Annotated in this window: 4 protein-coding genes; 2 read left to right on the top strand and 2 right to left on the bottom strand. The window is 65.8% G+C overall.

Annotated elements, in window-relative coordinates; translation table 11 throughout:
• On the bottom strand, window positions 1-1,259 hold a 1,259-nt coding region (mutL, locus tag PVW46_RS19225; protein WP_274577189.1), incomplete at its 3' end, for a DNA mismatch repair endonuclease MutL.
• 505 nt (window positions 1,260-1,764) lie between these two features.
• Between mutL and PVW46_RS19220 the strand changes: the two genes are divergently transcribed.
• Both PVW46_RS19220 and PVW46_RS19215 read left to right on the top strand, forming a co-directional pair.
• Window positions 1,765-2,142 (top strand): rhodanese-like domain-containing protein, encoded by a 378-nt coding sequence (locus PVW46_RS19220; RefSeq protein WP_069210406.1) that lies wholly within the window; start codon window positions 1,765-1,767, stop codon window positions 2,140-2,142.
• Window positions 2,143-2,221: 79 nt separating this feature from the next.
• A complete protein-coding gene (locus tag PVW46_RS19215) occupies window positions 2,222-2,947 on the top strand; it encodes a SpoIIAA family protein (protein ID WP_069210407.1) in 726 nt (241 codons plus the stop codon).
• 96 nt (window positions 2,948-3,043) lie between these two features.
• Here PVW46_RS19215 and PVW46_RS19210 read toward each other — a convergent pair whose 3' ends face one another.
• Complete coding sequence (locus PVW46_RS19210) at window positions 3,044-4,441, bottom strand: aspartate aminotransferase family protein (RefSeq protein ID WP_069210408.1); 1,398 nt, start codon at window positions 4,439-4,441, stop codon at window positions 3,044-3,046.
• Window positions 4,442-4,674 lie beyond the last annotated feature (233 nt).

Here is a 4,674-nt window from a genome sequence, read left to right as displayed (position 1 = left end):
CCCCCGTCCCGGACCTGATCCGGGACCTCCCGGGACAGCGGAACAGGCTCCACCACCCGCCCCGAATAGCCGCCATTGAAATCCGCAAACCCCGGCGCCTGGGCGGCGTAGCTCGACTGGCGCGCGCCCATCGAGGGCCGATCCATCTGGTAGACGCGCGGCCCCGAAGGTTCGGGCCGCATCGCGCCCAGTGTCGCCCCCGCCACCGTGGTCGAGGCCCGGTGGCCCGCCTCGGCCAGCGCGTGCCGCAGGCCAGAGACGATCAGCCCGCGCACCACGCCCGGCTCGCGGAACCGCACCTCGGATTTGGCCGGGTGCACGTTCACGTCGACACGGTGTGGATCGCAGTCCACGAACAGCGCCACCGCCGGGTGCCGGTCCCGCGACAGGAAGTCCTGGTAGGCGCCGCGCAGGGCGCCGATCAGCATCTTGTCCCGCACCGGGCGGCCGTTGACGAACAGGAACTGCGCCACGGCAGAGCCGCGCGAATAGGTGGGCAGCGCCGCGTAGCCGGTCAGCCGCACCTCTTCGCGGTCGGCATCGATGGGCAGGGCGTTCTCGATGAACTCCTGCCCCATGATGCGGCCCAATCGCCCGCGCAGCGCATCGAAGAGGTCGCCGGTTTCCGGGTCGACCCGGAATGTCACCCGCTCCTGCCCGCCGCTCACGTCGCGCAGGGTAAATCCCACCGAGGGTTCCGCCATCGCCAGCCGTTTCACCGTGTCGGAAATGGCCATGACCTCGGCCCGGTCCGAGCGCAGGAATTTCAGCCGCGCGGGCGTGGCATAAAAGAGGTCGCGCAGGGACACCACCGTCCCGGCGTTCAGCGCACAGGGTTTCACCGCCCCCGACACGCCGCCGGCCACGGTGATCTCGGCCCCCTCGGCGCCCTGCGTGCGGCTCTGCACCGTGAGCCGGCCTACCGCCCCAAGCGAGGGCAGCGCCTCACCGCGGAAGCCGAAGGAATGGATGTTCAGCAGGTCGCTGCCGTCGATCTTTGACGTCGCGTGCCGCGACAGGGCCAGCGGGAGGTCCTCGGGGGTCATGCCGCAGCCGTCGTCGCTCACCCGGATCAGGGTCTTGCCGCCGTCCGCGATGTCGATGCGCACCCTGCGCGCCCCGGCGTCGATGGCGTTCTCGACCAGTTCCTTGACCGCCGAAGCAGGCCGTTCGACCACTTCGCCAGCGGCGATGCGGTTGATGGCGGCCTCGTCCAGCTGTCGGATGAGCGGGCGGATATTGCGGTCCTGCGTATTCATCCCACAAGACTTAGCAGGTCATCCGCGATTCTGAAATGGGGACGGCGCGCATGGTAACGCGAAAACCTGCTCACGAAATACGACATTAGTCGGGTAATAATTGATCGTGTTAGCGCCTTGCTCGTGAAAGATAATTGCTTTAATAAATACGATACACAAACCAAAGGAGGCAGTTGTGCCAGTTCCCCTGATCACCTTCGAAACCATTTCCGCCCTCTATGGCGAAACTTTCGCCAAGACCTTCTTCCGCCCCGTATCGGCGATCAAGAAGGCCGGCTGACCGCTGACGCCCCGGCGGCGGGCCGGGGCCAGACCGATCCGGCACGCCCGGATCCACCGGACGGCGGCACATGCGCCCGCCCTCCAGACCGCCGCTTTGCGGCCCCTTCCCCACAGCCCCTCCTGTTGCAACGCGCTGATATTCGACTATCTGAATGTCGAGGCCGGCGCACAGCGCGCCCGGCAAAGCGGATCGAAATCCAGCCAGACGCCGAGGAGACAGGAAATGAAGACCGAAACCGTGGGCGACGCCAGCTTCGAGACATGGACCGTCGAAGAGGTCGCCAAGGGCATCGCCGACAAGTCGATCGTGGTGATCGACGTCCGCACCCCCCAGGAATACATGTTCGAACATATCGAAGGCGCGTTGCTGATGCCGATGGCCTTCTTCAAGCCCGACGCCCTGCCCGGCCAGTCGGACAAGCGCATCGTCTTTCACTGCGGCTCTGGCGTGCGGTCGGAACGCGTCTCGCGCGCGGCCCTCGACGCCGGCATAAAGTCCATCGCGCACATGGAAGGTGGATTTGCCGCCTGGAAGGCCGCGAAACAGCCCTATGTCGGCACCAACATGGCCACCGGCGCCCCGCAGCGCGTTTCCGCCTGACCGGACCCCGCGTGACCTGCGTCAAAGCGCCGGTCACGCAACCCCTTAGACTGGTGTCACGCGATCTACGGAGGATGCCATGATCGAGGTTCAGACCACCGGCCACCCCGGTCTCTACGAGGTGCATGTGTCCGGCGTCGTGAGCGACACGGACTATGCACAGACGCTTGTCCCCGCGCTCGAGGCCGCCATCGAGGAACACGAAAGGATTCGCGTCCTGGTGATCTTCGGCCCGGATTTCCGGGATTTCACCCTTGGCGCCCTGTTCGACGATGCGCGCATGGGCCTGCGCCACTGGCGCGGCTTCGACCGGCTGGCCGTGGTGACGGACAAACCCTGGATTCGCCGCGCCGTCACCGGCCTGTCGGTGCTGATGCCCTGCCCGGTCCGGGTCTTTCCGTTGGAACAGGCCGAGGACGCCCGGCGCTGGATGTCCGAATCGCTGGGCGCCATTCACCAGGTCGACCTCGGCGACGGCGTCCTGCACATCCAGCTGCGCGGCCAGCTCGACAGCGCAATCTACGCCGCCGAATCCGGCGATCTGGATGCCTTTATCCGCGCCAACGACCGCTTTCGCCTGTTGATCGACGCGCGCGATTTCGACGGATGGCAAGGCCTTGGCGCGCTGTTCGAACACCTCAAGGTGGTGCGCGACCACTACCGCCTGATCGACCGCGCGGCGATTGTCGGCAACGCCGCCTGGCAACGGCTGGGGGAACGGGCGCTGCGCACGCTCAGCGGCGCCGATACCCGCTTCTTTACCGCCGACGAGTTCGAGACGGCAAAGGTCTGGATCAAGGGCTGAGCGGGGACTCCGGCGCCATCTTGGCAGACCGGCCAACGGACCCAAGCCGCGCAAGGGATTTCGTGCGACCGTCCCGCGGGCCCCGCAGTCCCCGGCCTATTCGGCCGGGACGCCCATGTGCCCTTCGGCCTTGAGCTGCTCCAGCGCCTCGTCCAGGCTCTTGCGCGCCCGTTCGACCAGCGTGTCGATCTCGTCCTTCGAGATCACCAGCGGCGGAGAGATCACCATGCGGTCATAGACATGGCGCATGATCAGGTTGTTGGCGAAACAGCGTTCGCGGCAGATAAGCCCGGCGGTGCCCGGTTCGGCAAAGGGCGCACGCGTCACCTTGTCCGGAGTCAGGGCAAGGCTGCCCATCATGCCGACGATCTTGACCTCGCCCACCAGCGGGTGATCCGCTAGGCTTTCGAAGCGCTCCTTCAGATAGGGCCCGGTCTCGCCCCGCACGCGGTCGACGATACCCTCTTCTTCGAGGATGCGCAGGTTTTCCAGCGCCACGGCACAGGCGACCGGGTGGCCGGAATAGGTGTAACCGTGGTTGAACTCGGTGTTCTCGATCACCTTGGCCACGTCGTCCGTGACGATAGAGGCGCCGATCGGTTGATACCCCGAGGACAGGCCCTTGGCGACGGTCATGATGTCGGGCTGAATGTCATAGGTCTGGCTGCCGAACCAGTTGCCGGTGCGGCCAAAGCCACAGATCACCTCGTCCACGATCAGCAGGATGCCGTATTTCTTCGCGATGCGCTGGATCTCGGGCCAGTAGGTCTCGGGCGGGACGATGACGCCACCAGCGCCCTGGATCGGTTCGGCGATGAAGGCGGCGACCTTCTCGGGGCCGATTTCCAGGATCGCGGTTTCCAGCGCCTGCGCGCGTTCAAGGCCGAATGCCTCGGGCGTGGCATAGCCGCCTTCGCTCCACCAGTCCGGCTGGTCGATGTGGTGGATGCCCGGGATCGGCATTCCGCCCTGCGCGTGCATCCCCTTCATGCCGCCCAGGCTGCCCGAGCCCACGGAGGACCCGTGGTAGGCATTCCACCGGGAAATCACCACCTGGCGTTCCGGCTGGCCCTTTTCCTGCCAGTAGGTCCGCACAAGCCGCAGGTTGGTGTCGTTCGCCTCCGACCCCGAAGAGGCAAAGAAGACGTGGTTCAGGTCGCCCGGCGCCAGTTCCGCCAGCTTCGCCGCCAGGTTCAGCGCCGGCACATGGGTGGTCTGGAAGAAGGTGTTGTAAAAGGGCAGTTCCAGCATCTGTCGATGCGCTGCATCGGCCAGCTCGCTGCGGCCGTAGCCGATGTTCACGCACCACAGGCCCGCCATCCCGTCCAGGATGCGGTTGCCGTCGCTGTCGGTCAGCCAGCAGCCCTCGGCCCGGGTCACGACCCGCGCACCCTTTTCGGCAAGCCCGGCCCCGTGGGTGAAGGGATGCAGGTGATGCGCGGCGTCCAGCGCCTGCAGTTCGGCGGTGGGCGAATTGGGGGTAAGCAGGGTCATGCGCGGCCTCCGGATATTGGTCGGGCGCAGAATATGATCAAATTTCTGGAAGTCAATCGAATCAGGTCGCGCAAGCCCCGTGTTGCGCGGCCAGTGGCAAGGGTGCCTTTGCGCAGCAAAGGTCACCCGCCACACCCCTCCATGTCAGGCGCAGCCCCCGGTCAGGCAAGGTTAACGATCCCCTGCCGGTTTGTACAAAATGCTGAAATCGCCGTACGTTTTGTACAAAACGT

Source organism: Mameliella sp. AT18, assembly GCF_028807275.1.
Taxonomy (GTDB): Bacteria; Pseudomonadota; Alphaproteobacteria; order Rhodobacterales; family Rhodobacteraceae; genus Antarctobacter; species Antarctobacter albus.
The sequence above is the reverse complement of the archived record's forward strand: the minus strand, read 5'-3'. Positions and strand labels throughout refer to the sequence as shown.